Annotated in this window: 19 protein-coding genes; 2 read left to right on the forward strand and 17 right to left on the reverse strand. The window is 71.6% G+C overall.

The annotated features are described in order from the left end of the window. Positions 1-5: 5 nt before the first annotated feature. Complete coding sequence (locus QUY26_RS05670; protein WP_289944009.1) at positions 6-617, forward strand: TetR/AcrR family transcriptional regulator; 612 nt, start codon at positions 6-8, stop codon at positions 615-617. On the opposite strand, the gene QUY26_RS05675 is transcribed toward QUY26_RS05670, so the two are convergent. The 3 genes from QUY26_RS05675 to QUY26_RS05685 form a co-directional block, all read right to left on the reverse strand. Next, positions 521-1,144 carry an SIMPL domain-containing protein gene (locus tag QUY26_RS05675; RefSeq protein WP_289944010.1) on the reverse strand — a complete coding sequence of 208 codons (624 nt, stop codon included), beginning with the start codon at positions 1,142-1,144 and terminating at the stop codon, positions 521-523. The two genes, QUY26_RS05670 and QUY26_RS05675, sit on opposite strands and share 97 nt — an antisense overlap. A 413-nt stretch (positions 1,145-1,557) precedes the next feature. Beyond that, positions 1,558-2,361 carry an SGNH/GDSL hydrolase family protein gene (locus tag QUY26_RS05680; protein ID WP_289944011.1) on the reverse strand — a complete coding sequence of 268 codons (804 nt, stop codon included), beginning with the start codon at positions 2,359-2,361 and terminating at the stop codon, positions 1,558-1,560. A 78-nt stretch (positions 2,362-2,439) separates the two neighbouring features. Beyond that, positions 2,440-4,569, reverse strand: a complete 2,130-nt coding sequence (locus tag QUY26_RS05685; protein ID WP_289944012.1) for an alpha-galactosidase — start codon at positions 4,567-4,569, stop codon at positions 2,440-2,442. Between the two features lie 267 nt (positions 4,570-4,836). Here QUY26_RS05685 and QUY26_RS05690 point away from each other — a divergent pair, with 267 nt between their 5' ends. After that, on the forward strand, positions 4,837-5,634 hold the full coding sequence (locus tag QUY26_RS05690; RefSeq protein WP_289944013.1) for a tyrosine-protein phosphatase: 798 nt from the start codon (positions 4,837-4,839) through the stop codon (positions 5,632-5,634). A gap of 28 nt (positions 5,635-5,662) precedes the next feature. Here QUY26_RS05690 and QUY26_RS05695 read toward each other — a convergent pair whose 3' ends face one another. The 14 genes from QUY26_RS05695 to QUY26_RS05760 form a co-directional block, all read right to left on the reverse strand. Next, positions 5,663-5,779 carry a DUF6126 family protein gene (locus QUY26_RS05695; RefSeq protein WP_289955497.1) on the reverse strand — a complete coding sequence of 39 codons (117 nt, stop codon included), beginning with the start codon at positions 5,777-5,779 and terminating at the stop codon, positions 5,663-5,665. Between the two features lie 52 nt (positions 5,780-5,831). After that, the gene (locus QUY26_RS05700) at positions 5,832-6,503 is read right to left on the reverse strand and encodes a helix-turn-helix domain-containing protein (protein ID WP_289944014.1); all 672 of its coding nucleotides are present in this window, start codon (positions 6,501-6,503) and stop codon (positions 5,832-5,834) included. 111 nt (positions 6,504-6,614) lie between these two features. After that, positions 6,615-8,009: an aspartate aminotransferase family protein gene (locus QUY26_RS05705; RefSeq protein WP_289944015.1), complete on the reverse strand. Its 1,395-nt coding sequence runs from the start codon at positions 8,007-8,009 to the stop codon at positions 6,615-6,617. Beyond that, entirely contained in the window at positions 8,006-9,976 is a 1,971-nt protein-coding gene (gene dxs, locus QUY26_RS05710; protein WP_289944016.1) for a 1-deoxy-D-xylulose-5-phosphate synthase, read from the reverse strand. The genes QUY26_RS05705 and dxs overlap by 4 nt, the downstream gene beginning before the upstream one ends. A 26-nt stretch (positions 9,977-10,002) precedes the next feature. Further along, positions 10,003-11,169 (reverse strand): flavodoxin-dependent (E)-4-hydroxy-3-methylbut-2-enyl-diphosphate synthase, encoded by a 1,167-nt coding sequence (ispG, locus tag QUY26_RS05715; RefSeq protein WP_289944017.1) that lies wholly within the window; start codon positions 11,167-11,169, stop codon positions 10,003-10,005. A gap of 4 nt (positions 11,170-11,173) precedes the next feature. After that, positions 11,174-12,196 carry an adenosyl-hopene transferase HpnH gene (gene hpnH, locus QUY26_RS05720; protein WP_289944018.1) on the reverse strand — a complete coding sequence of 341 codons (1,023 nt, stop codon included), beginning with the start codon at positions 12,194-12,196 and terminating at the stop codon, positions 11,174-11,176. A gap of 5 nt (positions 12,197-12,201) precedes the next feature. Next, the gene (locus QUY26_RS05725) at positions 12,202-12,852 is read right to left on the reverse strand and encodes a phosphorylase family protein (protein WP_289944019.1); all 651 of its coding nucleotides are present in this window, start codon (positions 12,850-12,852) and stop codon (positions 12,202-12,204) included. Next, positions 12,852-14,846: a squalene--hopene cyclase gene (shc, locus tag QUY26_RS05730; protein ID WP_289944020.1), complete on the reverse strand. Its 1,995-nt coding sequence runs from the start codon at positions 14,844-14,846 to the stop codon at positions 12,852-12,854. Before shc ends, QUY26_RS05725 begins: the two co-directional genes overlap by 1 nt. A 105-nt stretch (positions 14,847-14,951) precedes the next feature. After that, positions 14,952-16,076, reverse strand: a complete 1,125-nt coding sequence (locus QUY26_RS05735) for a polyprenyl synthetase family protein (protein WP_289944021.1) — start codon at positions 16,074-16,076, stop codon at positions 14,952-14,954. Continuing rightward, a complete protein-coding gene (gene hpnE / locus QUY26_RS05740) occupies positions 16,073-17,479 on the reverse strand; it encodes a hydroxysqualene dehydroxylase HpnE (RefSeq protein WP_289944022.1) in 1,407 nt (468 codons plus the stop codon). The genes QUY26_RS05735 and hpnE overlap by 4 nt, the downstream gene beginning before the upstream one ends. Before the next feature lie 109 nt (positions 17,480-17,588). Continuing rightward, on the reverse strand, positions 17,589-18,539 hold the full coding sequence (hpnD, locus tag QUY26_RS05745) for a presqualene diphosphate synthase HpnD (protein WP_289944023.1): 951 nt from the start codon (positions 18,537-18,539) through the stop codon (positions 17,589-17,591). Beyond that, entirely contained in the window at positions 18,536-19,435 is a 900-nt protein-coding gene (hpnC, locus tag QUY26_RS05750) for a squalene synthase HpnC (protein ID WP_289944024.1), read from the reverse strand. Before hpnC ends, hpnD begins: the two co-directional genes overlap by 4 nt. Before the next feature lie 354 nt (positions 19,436-19,789). Next, positions 19,790-20,575 (reverse strand): ABC transporter ATP-binding protein, encoded by a 786-nt coding sequence (locus QUY26_RS05755; protein WP_289944025.1) that lies wholly within the window; start codon positions 20,573-20,575, stop codon positions 19,790-19,792. Next, a complete protein-coding gene (locus tag QUY26_RS05760; RefSeq protein WP_289944026.1) occupies positions 20,568-21,497 on the reverse strand; it encodes an ABC transporter permease in 930 nt (309 codons plus the stop codon). Before QUY26_RS05760 ends, QUY26_RS05755 begins: the two co-directional genes overlap by 8 nt. Positions 21,498-21,507: the final 10 nt, after the last annotated feature.

Here is a 21,507-nt window from a genome sequence, read left to right on the forward strand (position 1 = left end):
ACGGCGTGACAAGAGTGCGGTTGAGCGTGGCGGAGCGGCGGGCGGAGCTGCTGACCGCCACCGTCGAACAGATCGAGGCACGCGGGGTGGCCGCCGTGCGCATCGCGGACGTCGCGGCCGCGCTCGGAGTGAGCAACGCGCTCGTCCTGTACCACTTCTCGACCAAGGACGAGCTGGTCGCCGCCGCCTTCGCGCATGCCGCCGAGGGTGACCTCGCGCATCTGCACAAGCTTCTGGGCCGCCGTACGTCGGCGGTGCGCAGGTTGCGGGCGGCGGTGCGCTGGTACGCGCCGACGGGCCCGGCCAAGGGGTGGCGGCTGTGGATCGAGGGGTGGGCCTCGGCGCTGCGCGAGCCCGCGCTGCGGTCGGTCACCCGGGACCTGGACCGCCGCTGGAAGGCGGCCCTCGCCGACGTCATCGCCGAGGGTGTGGCCGCGGGTGAGTTCCGCTGCCCCGACCCGCGGGCCGCGGCTCTGCGCCTGACGGCCTTCCTCGACGGACTCGCCGTCCAGGTGACGGCCTACCCCGGCTCCGTGTCCCGGGCACGGGCGCGGGCCTGGGCGGACGAGGCGCTGGCCCACGAACTCGGCGTGGCCCCGGAGGCCTTGAAACCCTGAGCCCCCCCGGGGCCCGGACCTCGCGGTGCGCCCCAGTCCCGCCCCTCTCCCGAAACCGCGGCTCCGCCCCGGACCCCGCTCCTCGAACGCCGGAGGGGCTGTCCATTGGACCGGGCGTCCGCGTGCGCCGCCTCCCGAGCCTCGGCCCGCAGGGGCCGCGCGTCCGCCAGGTCGAAGGTCACCCCGTTGATCCGCACGGCATCCCCCGCAGCGGCCACCGCCGCCTTGACCACCCGCCCGGTGCGACGCGGCTCACGCACCTTCACGCTGAAGCGCTGCGCGGCCCGGTACCCGGTGAGCTTTGAGGCCCCGCCACCGTCGTCGTGGACGGCGGAGAGTTCCAGGCTGTCCGTACGGACGTCGCGCTCGGCGACCTGCTGACCGCGCAGGGCGTCGAGCAGGGAGTTCGCGGCGGCGTGCTGCGCGGCGAGGGCCTTCTCCGCGGTCGGCGCGGTGACTTCCACGGCCATGCCGACGACGGCCAGGTCGGATGCGGCGCTCGCGGAGCCCGTGCCGGTGACGGTCACGGTGGACGGGGAGGGCGTGGGGTCGGCCTGCGTGAAGGGGACAGGGGCGGGCGCAGGCGCGGCGAGGGCGTGACCCGGCGCCGCGGAGGCCAGGGCGGGCCGAGTGCGGCGAGCACGACGACAGCCGCCGTGAGGGCGCGCACCGAGCCGCGCGGACGCGGGGCACGGGCGGGCCCGGCGCCGGTGGGAGCCGGGTCCCCGTCGCGGGCGGGCGGGCGCGGAGCTCGGGCAGGCAGGCGCCGAGCTGGGGCGGGCGGGCGCGGGGCCGCGGACATGGCGGGAGTCCTTCCGGTGTGCCGGTCACCGCCCCGAGGGGACGGCCGGCCGTCATCCCAGCACCCGAGCGCCGACGCCCGGCTCCGCCACTCCCGCCCTGTCACTTCACCGGTCGATGCCGCCGCCGGGGCCCAGCCCTACAGCGGCATCAAGTCCGGCCGCTTCGCGGCCACATGGTCGCCGGAGGACTCCCCGCGCAGCCGTCGCCCGATCCACGGCACCAGGTGCTCGCGCGCCCAGTGGATGTCGTCGCGCCGCTCCTCCAGGGGGCCGCGCGGCGGCAGCGGGGGCCAGGGCTGCTCCGGGTCGGCGGGGACCTCGATGCCGAGGACCTGGGCGGCCCGCAGCGCGACGCGGGTGTGCCCTTCGGCCGACAGGTGGAGGCGGTCGTCGTCCCAGGCCCGCCGGTCCTGCACGGACTTCAGGGACCACAGGTCGAGGACCGGGCAGCCGTACCGGTCGGCGACCGCGCGGACATGGCCGTTGTACGTGGCGATCTTGCCGCGCAGATGCTTGAGGAGGGCCACGCCCCGGGTGTCGAAGCCGGTGGTGACGACGACGGTGCCGACGGCGGACGCGAGGTCGGCGACGGCGCGCTCGAACCGCTCGGCGACCTCGTCGGGGTCGGTGCCGGGCCGGATGATGTCGTTGCCGCCCGCGGCGAACGTGACCAGGTCGGGCGCCAGCTCCTTGGCGCGCGGCACCTGGTCCGCGACGATCTGGTCGAGCAGCTTGCCGCGCACGGCGAGGTTGGCGTACCGGAACGAGTGCTCGGGCACGCGGTCGTCGAGGAGGACGGCGAGCCGGTCGGCCCAGCCGACGAAGGTGCCGTCGGGTCCGGGATCCCCCACCCCTTCGGTGAAGCTGTCGCCGACCGCTGCGTAGGAGGTGAAGGTGTTCGTAGGTGCGTTCTTGATGAAGTGTGTCGACTCTGCTGTCACGTCGTCACATCTTTCCTGGCGACAAGTGACCTACGCCATCGTAATAAGGGGTTGACGAGGGGTGAGATAGGCCATTGGTCAAGATTGCGCCAACCCGGAATACGCGCCCGTGACCTCTCGGTTCCGCCGGAACCGGAACACGGCCGCGGCCAGGTCCCCCCGCAGCCCGGTCCGCAGGCCGTGGTGCAGCAGCACCGCGCCACGATGGACCGCCCCCGTCTCCCGGCACGTGTAGGACGCCGCCGGATCCAGCCCCCGCAGCCGCACCGGGGGTGTCTCCTGCCCGTACGCCTGCGCCGGAAGCCAGGTCAGGACGACGACGTCGTCCCCGAGGACGTACTGGACCGCGCACAGGCCGCCGTCGGGGTCCCGCAGCCGGTACAGGTCGCCGCGCTGCACGACGGGCCTGATCTCCTTGTACAGCTCGACCCAGCCGCGCGCCTCGGCGAGCTCCGCCGTGCTCCACCGCGTCAGGTCGCCGCCGACGCCGAGCACACCCGCCATCGCGCTGACGAAGCGGAACCCGAGCGAGCTGACGCGCCCGTTGAGCTGGGTGTTCGGGCTGTCGGTGACCCACGCGGCCATGACCCGCGCGGGGTGGATCTGACTGAATCCGTGCTGGATGGCGAGCCGGTCGAGGGGGTCGGTGTTGTCGGACGTCCAGACCTGGTCGGTGCGCGCGAGGACGCCGAGGTCGACGCGCCCGCCGCCGCCCGAACAGGACTCGAAGGCGACCTGGGGGTGCGCCGCCCGCAGGCGGTCGAGGAGGCCGTAGAAGCCGTGCACATGGGCGTCCCAGAGCCGCTGTGGGTAGGGCTCGCCGGGCCAGCCCGCGTCGCTGAAGCAGCGGTTGAAGTCCCACTTCACGTAGTCGACGGGCGCGCTGGTCAGGAGCGCGTCGAGCTGTTCCCAGAGGTGGTTCCGCACATCATCGCGCGCGAGGTTGAGGACGAGCTGGTTGCGGAACTCGGTGCGGGTCCGGCCGGGGTGGTGCTGCACCCAGTCGGGGTGCGCGCGGTACAGGTCGCTGTCCGCGTTGACCATCTCCGGCTCGACCCAGATCCCGAACCGCATGCCGAGGGCGTGCACGTGGTCGGCGAGCGGCCCCAGCCCGCCGGGGAAGCGGTCGGGGTTGGGCGTCCAGTCGCCGAGCCCGGCCCGGTCGGACACGCGCGCGCCGAACCACGCGTCGTCGACGACGAACAGCTCGACGCCGAGCTCCGCGGCCCGCTCCGCGAGGGCCCGCTGCTGCTCCTCGGAGATGTCGAACCCGGTGGCCTCCCAGGAGTTGTAGAGCACGGGCCGCACCTCGTCCGCGTCCGGGATCACGTGCGCGCGCTGGTACGCGTGCCAGGCCCGGCTCGCCGCGCCGAAGCCGCCGTCGCTCCACAGCCCCGCGAAGACGGGTGTGGTGAGCGAGGTGCCGGGCGGGAGCAGCGTCTGTCCGGAGTCGTCGTGCCCGCTGCCGCCGGTGATCTGTACGGCGCCGTCCGGGAGTTGGTGCACGCAGATCCGCCACGACCCGGACCACGCGAGCGCGCAGCTGTAGACCTCGCCGCGCTCCTCGGTGGCACCGTCCGCGTCGAGCGCCACCCAGGGCAGGTGCTGGTGCCCGGTGTGCCCGCGGCGGCTGCCGATGACCTTCTCCCCGTACGTGAGGGCGGACCGTACGAGACGGGACTCCGCCGCCCAGCGCCCATGCAGCTGCGAGAGCCGCCAGCGTTCGCGCAGGGGCAGGGTCCAGGTCGCGGCGTCGGCCCGCAGCACCTCCAGCTCCGTCGCCCCGGTCGGTTCGTTGCGCAAGGTGGCGTACCGCTCGACGACGTCACCGCGCATCCGGTACGACAGCGTGACCTGGAGGCCGTGCACGGCGTCGGTGAAGTGCAGCTGGAGGTCGCCGTCGGCGCCCTCGGCCCACCGCAGGAACCGCCACTCCGTCCCGCGCACCCCGCCGCCGCGCACCGAGAGCGCGGGCCGCACGAACCGCGGGCCGCCCTCGACCGGGTACTCCTCGCGGCCGTCCAGCCGGGACTCGAAGGGCCGCTCCGGGGGCGTCGGCGCCGCCGCGAGCGCTTCGGCGTCGGCCAGTGCGATCCGCGGGCCCCAATGCAGGTGCAGCAGCTCGTCCCGGTCCGTGAGACGCAGCGCGTAGCTGCTGGTGGGCCCCGAGAGGAGCCAGGTCCGGCCGTCTGCGCCGATCTCGATCATCGAACCCCCAGAGCTCCACAGAAGCGGAAACAAATCTCAACAGGCACGCGCGTGTACGCACATCTTCGAGCCCATACGACCACCGGGGCAACGCCCGCGCACCTCCCGCGTACGCCACCCTGGCGCGCCCCCGTGCGCACCTCCGGGCACCCCCGCACCAGGGCTGATTGCCTCAGGAACCCGTGTCGTATCGTCGAAGGCGCAACCAGCGGCGGGCCGTGTGCCCGCGAGGTCGCGCGAAGCCGCCCCCGAACCTGAGGAGACCCCGTGACGCAGCAGGTCCCGTCGACCGAGCCCGAGCTGGCCGGCGTGCGCAACTTCCGTGACGTGGGCGGCCTTCCGACGCTCGACGGCCGCCGGCTGCGCCACGGCGTCCTCTTCCGCAGCGGTCACCTCGCGCACGCCACGGAGGCCGACGCCGCGTTCCTCGGCTCGCTGGGCCTGCACACGATCTTCGACTTCCGCAACGCCGCCGACCAGCGCCTGGAGGGCCCGGACGTGGCGCTGCCGGGCGTGCGCAACGTGAATCTGCCGCTGACGGACCCCGCCGACGGCGCCGAGTTCTGGAAGATGGTCCGCGACGGCGACCTGGACCAGCTGCGCTCGGCCCTGTCCGACGGCAGGGCGGCGGGCCGGATGTTCGCGTCGTACCGGACGATCATCAAGGAGCGCACGGCCGAGCACAGCCGGGTCCTGCACGCGCTGGCCGAGGACAGCGTGCCGGCCCTCATGCACTGCGCGGCGGGCAAGGACCGGGCCGGCCTGTCCATAGCAGTGACGCTGCTCGCGGTCGGCGTGGAGCGCGACGCGATCATGGCGGACTACCTGGAGTCGAACGCCAAGCACCGCCGCTACAAGGTGCACCGCAGCAGCACCGCGGCGGACGCGATGTCCCCCGAGGTGATGGAGCTCCTGAGCCCGCTGTTCGACGCCCGCGCCGAGTATCTGGACGCGGCCTTCGAGACCATCGCGCTGACGTGGGGCGACACGGACACGTATCTGGAGCGGGGCCTCGGCGTCAGCGCGCAGACGCGTGAGCGGCTGCGCGAGCGCCTGCTCGACTGACCCGCGCGGCCCCTCGCCCCGCCGCCCCCTACTGGTTCTTGCCCCCGAGCACGAACAGCAGATAGACGAAGAACGCGAACACGTGGCCCACGGCCACATAGATGATCAGCCGGACCCACAGGGCGCGCGGGAACTTCTCCTGCATGACCATGCGGCGCTCGGGCCGCGCCGCCTCCTCGGGGCGGGCCTGCGGCTGCTCAGATTCCGTCATGTCGGTCTCCCTGGGTGGGGCCGCCGAGGCACAGCGCGGTGGCCGGGCTCTGCAGCAGGGTGTGGACGAAGAGAAGGTCGGCGCCGCCGTGGTCGGCTGCGGCGATCCGGTGCGGGGTCAGCGAGTCGAAGTGCGCGCTGTCGCCGGGGGCGAGGGTGTACGCGGTGTCGCCGAGCCGGAGCCGGAGCCGTCCGGTGAGGACGTACAGCCACTCCTCGCCCGGGTGGACCCGCACGATGTCGCCCTGCGCGCCGTGCGGGACGTGCACCCGCAGCGCCTGCATGCCCCGGCCGGGCGCGCCCGCCTGCCAGTACGTCCAGCCACCGGCCGCCGTGGGCTCCATGTCGGGGGCGCGGACGACCGCGTGCCGGTCGGCAGGCGTCTCGCCGAGGAGCTCGGAGACCGTCGTACCGTAGGTACGGGCGAGCGCGAGCAGCATCGGCAGGGACGGCTGGCGCTGTCCGGTCTCCAGGCGGGACAGGTGCGCGGGCGAGAGACCGGCCGCGCGGGCGGCGGCCTCCAGGGTCAGCGCGGCGCGTCGGCGCAGGTCCCTCAGCTGGGGCGCGACGACGGGCAGGGCATCCGCGACGGCGTCGGCCCGGGGGGCGGCGGCGTCGCCGGGCTCCGGGGCGGGCCCCGCGGGCTCGGCAGGGTTCATGCTTCGATTCAGCCAGAGCCTTGCCCCTGGGGCAACTTTCTTGCCCCAGGGGCAAAAGCCTCGGCGGCTCTCCTGGTGACCCGCCCGGCCTCCCCGCGGACCGCGCGGCGGCTACCTGTTCGCCACCGCCTGCTTCACCAGCGTCCTGCCGAAGTCCCACATCAGCCCGCCCCCGCCGTGGGCGTCGTCCATGACGGCGGTGAAGGCGTCCACGAACCGGTCGACGTCCTTCTCCCCCACCGTGAGCGGCGGGATCAGCTTGATGACCTCCAGGTGGTCGCCGGAGACCTGGGTGAGGATGCGGTGCTTCTGGAGCAGCGGCACCACCACCATCTGTGCGAACAGGCCCTTGCGCGCGGCCTGGAGCATCGTCCAGCGGCTGCGCAGCTTCAGGGACGTGGGCCTGCCGAACTCGATGCCGATCATGAGGCCGCGCCCGCGCACCTCGCGGAGGAGTTCGTAGCGGTCGACGAGCGCGCCGAGCCGCGACTTCAGGAGTTCGCCGGTCACCCGCGCGTTCTCCACCACCTTCTCGTCCCGCATGACGGCGAGGACGGCGAGCCCGGCCGCCATGGCCTGCGCGTTGGACCCGAAGCTCGCCGAGTGCACCAGGACCCGGTCCATCGACGAGTAGACCTTCTTGAAGATCCAGTCCTTGCCGAGGGTGGCGCCGACGGGCACATAGCCGCCGGACAGCGCCTTGGCCACGCACACCAGGTCCGGCTCCACGCCCTCGTCGTGCTGGTAGGCGTAGAACTCGCCGGTCCTGCCGAGGCCGGTCTGCACCTCGTCGGCGATCAGGAGCGCCTTGTGCCGGTGCAGGAGGTCCTGGGCGGCGCGCAGATAGCCCGGGGGCGCCTCGTGCACGCCCTTGCCCTGGATGGGCTCGACGATCAGCGCGGCGACGTCGCCCTTGCGCAGTTCCGCGCGCAGGGCGTCCAGATCGCCGAGCGGGACCGCCGTGTCCGGCAGGAGCGGCGCGAAGCCGTCCCTGAACCCGTCCTCGCCGTTGACGGAGAGCGACCCGGTGGTCAGGCCGTGGAAGGCGTGCGCGCAGTAGAGCACGCGCGGCTTCCCGGTCGCGTACCGGGCGAACTTCAGGGCCGTCTCCACCGCCTCGGTGCCGCTGTTGCCGAAGAACACCCGGTCCAGGTGCGGGCTGTGGGTGAGCAGTTGCTCGGCGAGCAGGCCGGGAAGGGGCTGGCAGTCGAAGCGGGTGAGGTCGGCGAGGGAGGCGTCGAGGACGTCGTGCAGCGCCTTGCGCACGACCGGGTGGTGGCGGCCGAGGCCCATGACGCCGAACCCGGCGAGCATGTCCAGGTAGTCGTTGCCGTCCGCGTCCCAGAAGTGGGCGCCCTCCGCGCGTTCGTAGACCTTGTCGAAGCCGATGGTGTGCAGCATGCGCGGCAGTTGGTGGTTCAGGTGCCGCGCGTGCAGTTCGTACCGTTCACCGCCGCGCTCGGCGAGCAGCCGGCCGAGGTCGAACTCCTTGCTCATGCTGGTCATGCTGGGTTCTCCTCGCCGGCCGCACCGGCTCTCTCGGCGCCGGTGGGACCGGCCTGTTCCGGCGCGCCCGCGCGGGTGGCGTGCTGGCGCGCGATGGTCGCGCTGATGCTCCCGGCGATCTCGACGGGGGTGAGCCCGAGGTCGGCGAGCACCTCGCTCCGCTTGGCGTGCGCGAGGAACTGGTCGGGGATGCCGAACCGCCGTACGGGCACGTCCACTTCGGCTTCGCCGAGGGCCAGCGCGACCGCCGCGCCGACCCCGGCGGCCTTGCTGTTGTCCTCGACGACCGCGACGAGCCGGTGCGACGCCGCGAGCGCGGGCAGCGCCGGGTCGACGGGCTTGACCCAGCGCGGGTCGACCACAGTGGCGCTGATCCCCCGCTCCCGCAGCAGGTCGGCGGCGCCCAGGCACACCGGTGCCATCACCCCGACGGCGACGAGCAGCACGTCGGCGGCCGTGCCCGCGCCCTCTTCGGGGCCGCGGCTCAGCACGTCCATGGCGCCGACGCGGTCGACCGCCGGGATCGCGGGGCCCACCGACTCCTTGGGGAACCGCAGCAGCGTCGGCGCGTCGTCGACGGTGACGGCCTCGCGCAGCTGGGTGCGCAACTGGTCGGCGTCGCGCGGCGCGGCGATCCTGAGGCCGGGGACGACCTGGAGGACGGACAGGTCCCACATGCCGTTGTGCGAGGCACCGTCGGGCCCGGTGACCCCGGCGCGGTCGAGGACGAACGTCACCCCGCAGCGGTGCAGCGCGACGTCCATCAGGAGCTGGTCGAAGGCGCGGTTGAGGAAGGTGGCGTAGACGGCGACGACGGGGTGCAGGCCGCCGGTGGCGAGCCCGGCGGCCGCGACGGCGGCGTGCTGCTCGGCGATGCCGACGTCCCACACCCGGTCCGGGTAGGCCTCGGCGAACTTGGTGAGGCCCACCGGGTGCAGCATGGCGGCCGTGATCGCCACGACGTCCTCGCGCTCGGCGCCGATGCGGACGATCTCGTCGCCGAACACCGAGGTCCAGGAGGGGCCGTTGGACGGGGCGAGGGGTTCGCAGGTGAGCGGGTCCATGACGCCGACGGTGTGGAAGCGGTCCGCCTCGTCGGCGAGCGCGGGTTCGTAGCCGCGGCCCTTCTCGGTGAGGCAGTGCACGAGCACGGGCCCGTGGAAGCGTTTCGCGCGGCGCAGCGCCGACTCGACGGCCTTGGTGTCGTGCCCGTCGATCGGCCCGACGTACTTCAGGCCCAGGTCCTCGAACATGCCCTGCGGCGCGAAGGCGTCCTTGAAGCCCTTCTTCGCGCCGTGCAGCGACTCGTACAGGGTGCGGCCGACGACGGGGGTGCGCTGGAGGACGTCCTTGCCCCAGGCGAGGATCTGTTCGTAGCTGTCGGTGGTGCGCAGGGTGGCCAGGTGGTTGGCGAGGCCGCCGATGGTAGGGGCGTACGAGCGTTCGTTGTCGTTCACGACGATGATCAGCGGCTGGTCCTTGGCGGCCGCGATGTTGTTCAGGGCCTCCCACGCCATGCCGCCGGTGAGGGCCCCGTCCCCGATGACGGCGACGACGTGCCCGCGTTCGCCGAGCACGTCACGGGCCTTGGCCAGGCCGTCCGCCCAGCCGAGGGCGGTGGAGGCGTGGCTGTTCTCGACGATGTCGTGCGCGGACTCCTCCCGCGAGGGATAGCCGGAAAGGCCTCCTTTGCCGCGCAGCTTCGAGAAGTCCTGACGGCCGGTCAGGAGCTTGTGCACGTAGCTCTGGTGACCGGTGTCCCACACGATGCGGTCGACGGGTGACTCGAAGACCCGGTGCAGGGCGATGGTCAGCTCCACCACGCCCAGGTTGGGCCCGAGGTGACCGCCGGTCCTCGCGACCGCGTGCACCAGGAACTCCCGTATCTCCTCCGCCAGTTCGGCGAGATCGCCCTCGGTCAGCGCCTTCAGGTCGCGCGGCCCCCGGATCGTCTCCAGAATGGTCATGCTCGGGCCCCCTTACTGGTTCGTTCTCAGCTCACAGTGACGTCGGGCACCCCGGACGGGACGCCTGCGGCCTCCATCTGTTCGGCGATCTTCATCGCCTCTTCGATCAGGGTCTCCACGATCTTCGACTCGGGGACGGTCTTGATGACCTCACCCTTGACGAAGATCTGGCCCTTGCCGTTACCGGACGCGACACCCAGATCGGCCTCACGCGCCTCACCCGGCCCGTTCACCACACACCCCATGACGGCGACGCGCAGCGGCACCTCCATGCCGTCCAGACCCGCCGTCACCTCGTCCGCCAGCTTGTAGACGTCGACCTGCGCACGCCCGCACGAGGGGCAGGAGACGATCTCCAGGCGGCGCTGGCGCAGGTTCAAGGACTCCAGGATCTGGATGCCGACCTTGACCTCCTCCGCCGGCGGGGCAGAGAGGGAGACGCGGATCGTGTCGCCGATGCCCTCGGAGAGCAGCGCGCCGAAGGCGACGGCCGACTTGATCGTGCCCTGGAACGCGGGACCCGCCTCCGTCACACCCAGGTGCAGGGGGTAGTCACACTGCGCGGCCAACTGCCGATAGGCGTTGACCATGACCACCGGGTCGTTGTGCTTCACCGAGATCTTGATGTCCCGGAAGCCGTGCTCCTCGAACAGCGACGCCTCCCACAGCGCCGACTCCACCAACGCCTCCGGCGTCGCCTTGCCGTACTTCTTCAGGAGACGGGCGTCCAGGGAGCCCGCGTTGACCCCGATCCGGATCGGCGTCCCCGCGTCGTTCGCCGCCCGCGCGATCTCCTTGACCTTGTCGTCGAACTGCTTGATGTTGCCCGGGTTCACCCGCACCGCCGCACACCCGGCATCGATCGCCGCGAACACGTACTTCGGCTGGAAGTGAATGTCCGCGATCACCGGAATCTGCGACTTCCGCGCGATCGTCGCCAGCGCGTCCGCGTCGTCCTGCGTCGGACACGCCACCCGCACGATCTGACACCCCGACGCCGTCAGCTCCGCGATCTGCTGCAACGTCGCCCCGATGTCCGACGTACGCGTCGTCGTCATCGACTGCACCGACACCGGCGCGTCCCCGCCGACGGCCACCGTACCGACCTCGATGCGCCGCGAGAGACGGCGCTCGGCGAGGGGTCGGACCGGCAGCTCCGGAAGGCCCAACGCGACGGGCGCTCCAGAAGTCATGACATCACCCGCGATTTCCGTTGACGGTCTCACGCATGGCCCGCAGGGACTCCTTGAGGGAGCCCATGGTGGCGAGGACGGCCGTCGGCTCGTACCCGCAGTGCGCCATGCAGTTGGCGCACCGCTCGTCCTTGCCGCGGCCGTACTTGGACCAGTCGGTCTTCTCGATCAGCTCCCGGTACGTGGGGACGTACCCGTCGCTCATCAGATAGCAAGGGCGCTGCCAGCCGAAGAGCGAGTAGTTGGGGATCGCCCACGCCGTGCACTGGAAGTCGACCTTGCCCTCCAGGAAATCCAGGAACAGCGGCGAGTGGTTCAGCCGCCAGCGGCGCCGGTTGCCGCCCGCGAAGGCCTTCTTGAACAGCTCGCGGGTCTGCTCGACGCCGAGGAAGTGCTCCTGGTCGGGCGCCTTCTCGTAGGCGTAGGCGGGCGACAGCATCATCTCGTCGACCTGCAGTTCGTCATTGAGGAAGTTGAGCACCTCGATGATCGTCTGCGGGGTGTCCGTGTTGAAGAAGGTCGAGTTGGTGGTCACCCGGAAGCCGCGCCGCTTGGCCTCCTTCATGGCCTCGACCGCCTCGTCGAACACCCCCTCCTTCGCCACCGACTCGTCGTGGCGCTCCCGCATTCCGTCGATGTGCACGGCGAACGCGAAGTACGGCGAGGGCTTGAACTTGTCCATCTTCTTGCGCAGCAGCATGGCATTGGTGCAAAGAAAGACATACTTCTTCTTGGCCACCAACTGCCGCACGATCTCATCGATCTGAGGGTGCATCAGTGGCTCACCGCCGGCGATGGACACCATCGGCGCGCCGGACTCGAGCACGGCGCCCACGGCCTGGGCCACCGGCATGCGCTGCTTGAGCACCCCGGCCGGATGCTGGATCTTGCCGCAGCCCTCGCACTTCAAGTTGCACGCGAACAGCGGCTCCAACTCGACAATCAGCGGGAACTTGTCCCGCTTGCGAAGCTTCTGTTCCATCAGGTACGTCGCGACCTTGATCGACTGACGCAGCGGCATGACCATCTGGCTCACCTCCGGGGGAGCAGCGAAGAACGGTGCCATTCGAAGAAAGCGGGAAGCACGGCACGGAGAACGCGGAAGGCCGATATTCCACCGCGCACCGTGCCGATTCGTACGAGTTCGTGCTGTGGGGCGTCCACGACCACCCGGACGGCGGCAACGGGGCGGGGCCCGGCCGTCACGGCGGTGCGCAGGGTCACGGCGGACTCCATGTCCACCGCGATGGCGCCGGTGGCGAGCAGATCGCCGCGTTCGTGGCCGCGGACGACGTGGTCGGAGCCCGTGAGCGGCCCGGTGTGCACGGTGCGCCGGGGCAGCGCCCGCACCAGCCCCTCGACCAGGAGCTCGGTGCCCGAGCACGGCGTGGCGCCGCCGTCGTGGCGGGTTTCCTCGGCGACGACCAGGTCGCCGGGGTGCATACCGGGGGCGAGCCCGGCGCAGAAGCCGGTGGCCACGACGGCCGCGCCGCGCAGGGAGGGGGTGTCGAGCGCCTTGGCCACGGCGCGCTCGGCGGCCCGCGGGCCCATACCCGTCCTGAGGACGGTCATGGGTCCGCTCGCGCCGCCCCGGTCGCCGGTGCGCAGGGCGAGGTGCTCGATGCCGAGCGCACAGGCGACGAGGAGCGGTGCGGGGCCCGGCCGCGCCGGGGACACGGCCATCAGCCCCCCTTGCCGGAGCCGCCGATGGCGGGCTCTCCGTTGACGTACCGGCCGAGCGCGGTCAGCGGGAAGACCTGCCGGTAGAGGTGGTAGTTGATCGAGAAGTCCCAGGGGAAGCCGGTGCCGGTGAAGTACGGCTCGTCCCAGGAGCCGTCCTCGGACTGCGCCTGCACCAGCCAGTCGACGCCGCGCTCCACGGACTTGGTGTCCCGCTCCCCCGCCGCGAGCAGCGCGAGCAGCGCCCAGGCGGTCTGGGACGCCGTGGAGGCGCCGCGCCCGACCCACTGTTCGTCGCGGTAGGAGCGCAGGTCCTCGCCCCAGCCGCCGTCGTCGTTCTGCACCGACTCCAGCCAGGCGACCGCGCGTCGGATCGCCGGGTGCGAGGCGGGCAGTCCGGCGGCAATGAGCGCGGGCAGCACCGACCCGGTGCCGTAGACGTAGTTGACGCCCCAGCGCCCGAACCAGGCGCCGTTCGCCTCCTGTTCGGCGAGCAGCCACTCCACCCCCCGCCGGGTGCGCGGGTCGTGGGACCTGCCCTCGTAGGCGAGCATCTCCACGACGTGCGCGGTGACGTCGGCGGAGGGCGGGTCGATGACCTCGCCGAAGTCGCAGAACGGCAGCCGGTTGGGGAAGGAACTGGTGTTGTCGACGTCGAAGGCGGCCCAGGCGCCGTTCTTCGACTGCATGCCGAGGTTCCAGCGCACGCCGCGCTCGATGGCGTTCTCCAGGCGCGGCTTGTCCGGGTGCGCGATCCGGCGCAGGGCGAGGACGACCTCGGCGGTGTCGTCGATGTCGGGGTAGTTGTCGTTGTGGAATTCGAAGGCCCAGCCACCGGGGGTCAGGCCCGGCCTGCGCACCGACCAGTCGCCGGGCCGTACGATCTGCTCGCCCAGCATCCAGTCCGCGGCCTTGACCAGCTGCGGGTGGTCGGCGGGCAGGCCGGCGTCGGCGAGGGCGATGGCCGCGAGGCAGGTGTCCCAGACGGGCGACTGGCAGGCCTCGATCATCCGCGCGCCGTCCTCGCGCCACACGGCGAACCGGTCCAGGGAGGCGAGGCCCGCCTTGAGGACCGGGTGGTCGAGGTCGTAGCCCATCAGGTGCAGCGCGATCACGGAGTACACGGCGGGCGGCTGGATGCCGCCCCAGCAGCCGTCGTTCTCCTGCCGTTCGATGATCCAGCGCGCCGCGCTGTTCATCGCGGCCTTGCGCACACCGCGCGGAGCGACCTTGTGGTAAAGGTGCAGCGCCTTGTCCATGCGCTGGAAGACGCCGTCCCAACTCGCCATCGGGGCAAGGGGTTTGGCGGGGTTCGGAATGCTCGCGTCGCTGTGCAGTTCATCCAGCGGGAAGGGCGCGGGACGCACCGGACGCTTGGCCGAGACAATGGTGAGCGGCACGATGGTCTGCCGTGCCCAGCAGCCGAAATCGTAAATGTTGAGCGGGAACCACTTGGGAAAATAAATGAGTTCGGGCGGCAGCTCGGGCAGGTCGTCCCACTTCCACCAGCCGAAGAGGGCGAGCCAGATGCGGGTGAAGACCCGGGCCGAGGCGATGCCGCCCCGCTCCCTGATCCAGGCGGACGCCTTGGCCATGTGCGGTGCGTCCGGGGCGTCCCCCGCCAGGCGCAGCGCCACATACGCCTCGATGGTGGTGGAGAGTTCGCCGGGGCCGCCGTAGAAGGTGGCCCAGGTGCCGTCGTCGCGCTGCTCGCCGCGGATGAAAAGGGCGGCGGCTCTGGTCGTCGACTCGTCCTGGACACCCAGGAACTGACGGAGCAACAGGTCCTCGGCGTCCATGGTCACATTGGTTTCCAGGTCGCCCTTCCACCATCCCTGGGCGTCCTGGCGGGACAACAGGAATTGTGTGGACCGTTCTATGGCGCGGGCCGCGGCACCCAGTGCGCCGGGCGCCGCGGCAGTGGTGTCGGTCGTTCCGGTGGCCGAGGCCGCTCGGGGCGTCGCCGCTCCGGTGCTTCCGTCGGTCGTCGCTGTCATGGCTTCCCCTTCTACGCAGTGCTTCATCTCTGCTGGGTCCGCCGTCGGCCGGGGCCCTGGAGGGACACAGGCCGGCGACTGCGATTCAGTTGGGGCCGATAGTGATCATCTCTTTCGTACGACGACGAAGTCGGCGAGCGCGGTGAGCTGCGCCCGCACCTGGTCCGGCATCTGGACCGCGTCCAGAGCCTCGATGGCGACGGCGTGCTGCCGTCGCGCCTCCTCGGCGGTCCACTCGCGGCCGCCCGCCTGCTCGATCAGGGCGGCGCGCGCGGCGAACTCCTCCTCGGAGAAGCTGTCGAAGTCGCTGCTCTTGGCGTCGGCGGCGAGCAGCTCGCCGAGCCGTTCGGAGGCCGGGCCGCCCGCGGCGAGCGCGGCGACCACGGGCAGGGACTTCTTGCGCTGGCGCAGATCGCTCCAGGTCTGCTTGCCGGTGGCCTCGGGGTCGCCCCAGATGCCGAGCAGGTCGTCGACGGCCTGGAAGGCGAGGCCCAGGTGGTAGCCGTACTTCTCCAGGATGTCGGCGGTGGCGTCGTCGGCGCCGCCGAGGACCGCGCCGATGGAGACCGCGCAGGCGAGCAGCGCGCCCGTCTTGTTGCCCTCCATCTCCAGGCACTCCTCGACGGTGACCCGCTCGCGGTGCTCGTAGGAGATGTCCTGCGCCTGGCCGTCGATGAGGGCGCGGGTCGCGGTGGTCAGGCGGCGCGTGGCGCGGCCGGCCTCGACGGTGCCGAGTTCGAGCAGGACCTCGTTGGCGAGGGCGAACAGCGCGTCGCCGACGAGGATCGCCTGCGCGGGGCCGTGCACCTTCCAGACCGTGTCGCGGTGGCGGCGCTGCTCGTCGCCGTCCATCAGGTCGTCGTGCAGGAGCGAGAAGTTGTGGACCAGCTCGACGGCGACGGCGCCGGGCACGCCGGTCTCCGGGCTCGCGCCGGCGGCCTCCGCGGAGAGCAGGGCGAGCGCCGGGCGCACGGCCTTGCCGCCGTCGCCGACGGACGGGTTGCCCGCCGCGTCGATCCAGCCGAAGTGGTAGGCGGCGACGGTGTCCATGGGCGGCGCGAGGCGGTCCACGGCGGACCGCAGGACCGGGGTGGCCAGCGTCCGGCCGCGTTCCAGCAGCGCGGTCACGTCCACAGCGGCCGGTTCGGCCGAGGGCACAGTCGGCACATTCTCTCCTCTGGTTCCGGTGCGGGGTTCGTGGGGCCCTGGCCCCACCAGGTCGAGCTTCACGCCGCCTCCTCGAAGAGATGGCCATGAGGGCGGTCGAGTGCGGTCAGGGCCGCCCGGGCTGCGGTGATTCCGCTGCGTACGGCACTTTCCATCGTCGCGGGCCAGCCGGTGGCGGTCCACGCGCCGGCCAGGTAGAGCCCGGACGCGTTGGTGTGCGCGCCCGGACGCAGGCGGCCGACGCCCGGTGTGGGCGCGAAGGTGGCCGTGCGCTCCCGGGTCACGAAGAAGTCGAGGACCCGTGCGCCGTGCGCGGCGGGCAGGAGGCGCTCGAGCTCCGGCAGATAGCGCTCCTTGAGCGCCGCCACGGGAGCGTCGATCTCGTCCTGGGCCGCGGACTGCGACACCGCCAGGTACTGGCCCTCGGCCAGGCCCGAGGCGTCGGTCCGGTCGAAGACCCACTGCACGGGGGTGCCGAGCGCGGCGAAGAAGGGCCGCTTGAGGACCTTCCGGTCGTACACGACGTGGATGTTCAGGATCGGCGCGGTCTCGATGCCGAGCAGCCGGTCGGGCTCGTCGAGGGCACCGTCCGGGAGCAGGTCGTGGGTCTCGGCCTGGGGCACGGCGAGCACCACCGTGTCCGCCGGGATGGTCTCGCCGGGAACCTCGACGCGCCAACCGCCGTTCTCACTACGGGAGATGGAGGTGACACGTGCCCTCAGTTCGGTACGCACGCCCGCCGAGTCGAGCGCCTTGCGGGCCAGACCGTCATGGATGTCACCGAGGGGCACCCGTGCCCAGCCGATGTCGGCGGCACCGGGGTCGGAGAGCAGACCGGTCTTGAACACCATCGCGGCGAGGCCGAGCGAGGCGTCGCCCGCGACGGCGTTGAGGGTGGCGACGCCGACGAGGTCCCACAGGGCCTCGATGGCGCGCTTCGACTGTCCGCGAGCGGCCAGCCAGCTGCCGAAGTCCTGACTGTCGAGCGCCGGGTCGGCCGGGTCCAGCCCCTTGAGGGCGAGTGCCGCGCGGCCGACGGCGGCGCGCTCGGCCAGCGACAGATGCGGGTAGGTGGCGAGGCTCGCGGCCAGGTGCAGGGGCACGGGCAGCGCGGTGCGGCGCAGCCGTCCGAGCCGATGCCGGTCGGCGTCGAGCACGGGTACGTCGAGACGTTCCTGCAGCGGTGCCAGGTGCGCGCCCTCGACCCGGTCGAGGAACCAGCGGTAGGCGGTGCAGCAGCGCAGGTAGACGTGCTGGCCGTTGTCGACGGTCAGCTCGCCGCGCTGGAAGGAGAAGGCGAGCCCGCCGAGGCGCGGGCGGCCCTCCAGGAGGGTGACGTCGAGGCCGGCGTCGGCCAGGGCGAGGGCTGAGGTGATGCCGGCCAGGCCGCCGCCCACGACGACGGCGGAGGCCCGTTTCCCGGCTCCGTCGGCGTCTCCTTCGGGATGCCTGTCGTCCTGCCTCATGCGTCCTCCCTTTCGGCAGTTGCAGTCTGGGACGCCAAGGTCATGCGGAGGGTTGCCCGCCGTTTGAGGCGGCGTGCGGGACCTGTGCCGGGGCCGTCATATCTGCGCATCACGTACGCCTCCTGACGGCTCCCCGGGAGACGCTGCGCGCGTCCAGCCCGGACAGCCCGCGCACGGCGACGTACGCCTTCTCGCGCCCCGGCAGTGAAACGCGGCCCCGCAGGACCGCTTCCGGCTCCCGCTCGATGCGGTCGAGGAGGCGGCGGTAGATCCCCGCCATCGCCGCCACACAGGCGCCGCTGCGCCGGTCCAGCATGGGCAGTAGGCGGTAGCCCTCGGCGAACAGGGCCCGGGCGCGGCGCACTTCGAAGTGCACCAGGCCCGCGAAGTCCGACCCGGCGGGCGGCTCACTGTCGGCGAACCCGGCGGAGCAGCCGAACTTGGCGAGGTCGTCGGCCGGCAGGTAGGTGCGGCCCTCCAGCGCGTCCTCACGAACGTCCCTGAGGATGTTGGTGAGTTGGAGCGCGAGGCCGAGCGTGTCGGCGTACTCCGGCGCGCGCTCCGCGTGCAGCGCCCCCGGCTCGGTGCCGAAGACACCGAGGGAGAGGCGCCCGATGGCTCCGGCCACGCACCGGCAGTAGACCTTCAGGTCGTCCCAGGTCTCGTACGTCTCACCGCGCACGTCCATCAGGACGCCGTCGATCAGCTCGTCGAGACCGCCGAGCGGGATCGGGAAGTGCCGGGCGGCGTGGCTGAGCGCCACGGCCACGGGGTCGGTGTCGTCCTCCGCCACCTCGCCGTCGCGGACACGGGCGAGCAGGGCCCGGGTGTCGTTCAGCCGCGCCCCTTTCACCTCCGGCTCCAGGACGCCGTCGCCGATGTCGTCCACGCGCCGGGAGAACGCGTAGAGCGCGGACATCGCCCGCCGCTGGGGCGCCGGCAGCAACCTGATGCCGTACGCGAAATTGCGTGCCTGCTGCCCGGTCACGGTCTCGCAATAGCTGTATGCGGCGAGTACCGGCGCGGACACGCGAGGTTCTGACTCCACGGTCCGGCTCACCCCTCTCCTCGCAGAACCGCACCCACCTCGCGCACCAGGCGCGGCTTCGTGGGCTTCGGCGGCCTTGGAAGTACGTCGTATCCGGCGGCGGCGATCGCCGCGACCGCCGCCCTCCCCCCTGCCACGAACCCTGCAAGCAGCAGCTTGAGCCTGCCGTGGACGCTACCCACCAGGGGGGTGCCTTCATTCAGGAGGCAGCGGGCGCGTTCCGCTTCATATGCAACCAGTGCGCGCACCGACGCGCCTGCCGTAGGGACGGCCAGATCCCGCTCCTGGACATGAAACCGCTTCATGTCCTCGGCGGGGAGGTAGACGCGGTCACGCTCCAGGTCCTCGCGCACGTCCTGGAGGTGCTCCACGATCTGCAGCGCCGTGCACACGGAGTCGGAGAGGCGGACCCGCTCGGGCGTCGCGGTGTCGGTGATGGCGAGGACGAGGCGGCCGACGGGGTTCGCGGACAGCTCGCAGTAGGCCACGAGGTCGTCGTAGGTCTCGTACCGCTTGACGAGCTGGTCCTGGCGGTTGGCCGCGATCAGGCCGAGGAAGGGCTCGGGGGTCAGCCGGCGGCGGCGCACGGTGGGCGCCAGGGCCCGCAGCAGCGGGTGGCCGGGCTCCTGACCTGCGAAGACCTTGCCGAGGTCGGCTTCGAAGGCGTCGAGGAGGGCGAGCGGGTCAGCGGCGGCCTCGGGGTCCGCGCCGAGGTAGCGGGCGTGGGCGGCGCCACGGTCGAGGTCGGCGTCGCCGATGTCGTCGACCAGGCGGGCGTAGCCGTACACGGCCATGAGGTCCTCGCGCCAGGCGCGGGGGAGGAAGAACGGGGCCACGGGAAAGTTCTCGTCCGCGGCTTTGTCGAGGACGGCGGACGCATCGCGGAGCCGGAGATCGTCCGTAGCCATTGCCGTCACATCTCCCGTTCTACACTGCCGACCCAAAACATCCTATTTCGGACACGCCGCCTCACCCCCCGCGCGGCCGACCGCACCCGTCGCCACGGTGCCGCGCGATATCGCCCCACTTGCCGCGAATCAGCACCGGTACAGCTTACGTTGTACAACGCACACCGAGTCGTCGGGGTGTTCGGCACATCACAACAACGCACCGATTGGCTTCAATCTTCCCTGAACTCGGGTGACTTGAGGGGCTCCTGGTGCCCGGAAACGGGTCAGGGCCCCAGCCGGATGTCCCGGCGGGGCCCTGACCCGTTCGGCCGCCACCCGCGTGCGGCCATTCGGCTACTCACCGGTGAACCGCTACTTACCGGTGAACTTCTCGTACTCCTTGATGACCTCGTCCGTCGGTCCGTCCATCCGCAGCTCGCCGCGCTCCAGCCAGAGCACGCGGTCGCAGGTGTCACGGATCGACTTGTTGTTGTGGCTCACCAGGAAGACCGTGCCCGCCTCCTTGCGCAGCTCGCGGATGCGGGCCTCGGAGCGCTTCTGGAACTTGCGGTCACCGGTGGCGAGGGCCTCGTCGATCATCAGGACGTCGTGGTCCTTGGCCGCGGCGATGGAGAACCGCAGGCGGGCGGCCATGCCGGAGGAGTAGGTGCGCATCGGCAGGGTGATGAAGTCGCCCTTCTCGTTGATGCCGGAGAAGTCGACGATGTCCTGGTAGCGCGACTTGATCTGCTCGCGGCTCATCCCCATCGCGAGCCCGCCGAGGATCACGTTGCGCTCACCGGTCAGGTCGTTCATGAGGGCCGCGTTCACACCGAGCAGCGAGGGCTGGCCGTCGGTGTACACCTTGCCCTTCTCGGCGGGGAGCAGCCCGGCGATGGCCCGGAGCAGCGTGGACTTGCCGGAGCCGTTCGACCCGATGAGGCCGATCGCCTCGCCGCGGTAGGCGGTGAAGCTGACTCCGCGCACGGCGTGCACCTTGCGCACGCCGCGCTCCTCGCCGCGCTTGATGATCCGGCTCAGCGCGGAGGTGGCGCTGCCCTTGCCCGTCTTGGCGCCGTTGACGCGGTAGACGATGTGCAGCTCGTCCGCGATGACGGTGGGGATGTGCGCCCGGTCGGCGCTCTTGTCGTCAGCCACGGCCGTACCGCTCCTCCGCCTTCCAGAAGTACACGAAGCCGCCCGCGGCGACGAGCACGGCCCAGCCGACCGCGACCGCCCAGACGTGCGGCGGCAGGTTCTCGGAGCCGTAGCCGTCGATGAGCGCGAAGCGCATCAGGTCCATGTAGATGGCGGCCGGGTTCCACTGGAGGATGTCGGCGATCCACGCCGGGTGCTCCTTGAGCATCACCGGGATGGAGAACATCACGCCGGACGCGTACATCCAGGTCCGCATCACGAACGGCATCAGCTGCGCGAGGTCGGGAGTCTTGCTGCCGAGCCTCGCCATGATCAGCGCGAGGCCGGTGTTGAAGAGGAACTGCAGCGCGAGCACCGGCAGGATGAGCAGCCAGGAGAGCCGCGGGTAGCTGCCGAAGCCGACCGCCACCACGAACAGCACGATCATCGAGAACAGCAGCTGCTGGAGCTGCTGCAGGGAGAAGGAGACGGGCAGCGAGGCGCGCGGGAAGTGCAGCGCGCGCACCAGGCCGAGGTTGCCCGAGATCGCCCGCACGCCCGCCATCACCGAGCTCTGCGTGAAGGTGAAGACGAAGACACCTGTCACGAGGAACGGAATGTACACCTCCCGCTCCATGCCCCGGTCGGCCTTCAGGATCAGGCCGAAGATGAGGAAGTAGACGAGCGCGTTGAGCAGCGGGGTCGCCACCTGCCACAGCTGGCCGAGCTTGGCCTGGCTGTACTGGGCGGTGAGCTTCGCCTGCGAGAAGGCGAGGATGAAGTGGCGCCGCCCCCAGAGCTGGCGGACGTACTCGAAAAGACCCGGACGGGCGCCGCTGACGGACAGGCCGTACTTGGCCGCCAGCTCTGCGGGGGACAGCCCGTCGTCGGGCGACGGTGGCGCGGTCACCGCGACTCCACCGTCCTGCGTTGTCTCACTCACGAGGGGAAAC

Source organism: Streptomyces flavofungini (assembly GCF_030388665.1).
In the GTDB taxonomy this organism is placed as follows: domain Bacteria; phylum Actinomycetota; class Actinomycetes; order Streptomycetales; family Streptomycetaceae; genus Streptomyces; species Streptomyces flavofungini_A.